The 1,547-nt window shown below is 43.7% G+C and carries 2 protein-coding genes; both read right to left on the bottom strand.

Going from position 1 to position 1,547, the window contains the following annotated elements; genetic code table 11:
* The coding region (gene aroC, locus DIZ30_RS11660; protein ID WP_234414812.1) for a chorismate synthase at positions 1–889 on the bottom strand (889 nt) is incomplete at its 3' end.
* Position 890: 1 nt separating this feature from the next.
* Positions 891–1,547: 3-dehydroquinate synthase family protein (locus DIZ30_RS13790; RefSeq protein WP_234414813.1), on the bottom strand; the 657-nt coding region annotated here is incomplete at its 5' end.

Raw genomic sequence — 1,547 nt, forward strand, 5'->3', positions numbered from 1 at the left:
CGCCTTCGAAGCCGCCTAGATTATTGGTACGTCGGAAATAGCCTCTTTCTTCTTCCCATAGGATCTCATCCATCACTTGTGAGCCTGGTAATGAACCAGAAGTGAATCCGACCCCAAATTCTACGCCTTTAAAAGCATTGATACTAACCACAGCTTGTGCGATTTTGGCATCTAGCTTCGTGTCCCATTGTACGTAGCTTCCTAATCCAGCTGGAACACCTCCAACGAGCACTTCTACAATTCCTCCTATCGTATCTCCATTTTTCTTTGTCTGATCGATCAAATCTTTTATTCTTTGCTCAACTGCTGGATCAACAACTCGTACTTCTGACGCTTCAGAAATTTCTTTGATTTCTTGAATCGAGATATTTCCAGGTATTTCTGCTTGGATTCCACCAAGACAAATCACGTGTCCTGCTACGATGATGTCAAGTTCTTCCAGAATTTTCTTGGCAATTGCGCCGATTGCTGCACGCATGGTCGTCTCTCTTGCAGAGGACCGTTCAAGCACATTCCGAAGATCTCGATGATGGTATTTCATACCGCCTACCAAATCCGCGTGTCCTGGACGCGGACGTGCAACTCGCCGCAGTGATTGGTCTTTTTCAGGCACTTCTGCTACAGACATGACAGTTGTCCAATTTTTCCAATCTTTATTTTCTACCACTAAAGTGACAGGTGAACCAATTGTTTTGCCGTGACGGATGCCAGACGTGATCCGAACACGATCTTTTTCGATCTTCATCCTTCCTCCTCTGCCGTAACCAGCTTGTCTGCGAGCGAGTTCGTGATTGATTTCTTCTTCTGACAGAGGTAATCCTGCTGGTAGTCCTTCAATAATCGCTGTTAATTCTGGTCCATGGGATTCTCCCGCAGTCATATAACGCATCTTACAGTCCTCCTAAGTAATCTTTGAATGTCTCTGTGGGAACAGGAACGATTTTTGCTTGCCCAATCTTTTCTAGCAAGATGATATTCAATTGGCTTCCTCTTGCTTTCTTATCATGGGTTATCGCGTGGAATAATTCATCTGGATGACTTAGATCGTACGTAATCGGCAGATGGAATTTTTGAAGTATCCTTTCTAAAGCAGCTGTCGATCCAGTTGGAGACAAGCCGATTTTTTCTGCATGAGAAGTGATGGCTACCATTCCAATAGCTACTCCTTCTCCATGACTGACTACCCCATATCCTGCTGTATTTTCAATTGCATGGCCAATTGTATGACCAAAATTTAAAATAAGTCGATTTCCTTGGTCAAAGACATCTTCTTCCACTACTTTTCGTTTGATTTCCAACGTAGCAGTAATGATTGGAACAGCATGTTCCAGAAGATCTTTTTCGTCTTTCAGCTCGTTCAGCTGTTTCCAAAGCGTTGCATCTGCTATAGCTGCTGATTTGATGATTTCAGCGATTCCTTCTCGTAAACGACGTACCGGCAAAGTTTTTAGAACCTCAGGATCAATCAATACACCAGCTGGCTGGCTAAATGTTCCGACAAGGTTTTTCGCTTTGTTTGTATTGACTGCTGTCTTCCCGCCGATACT

The sequence above is a fragment of the Enterococcus sp. H57 genome (assembly GCF_003112495.1).
Taxonomy (GTDB): domain Bacteria; phylum Bacillota; class Bacilli; order Lactobacillales; family Enterococcaceae; genus Enterococcus_B; species Enterococcus_B faecium.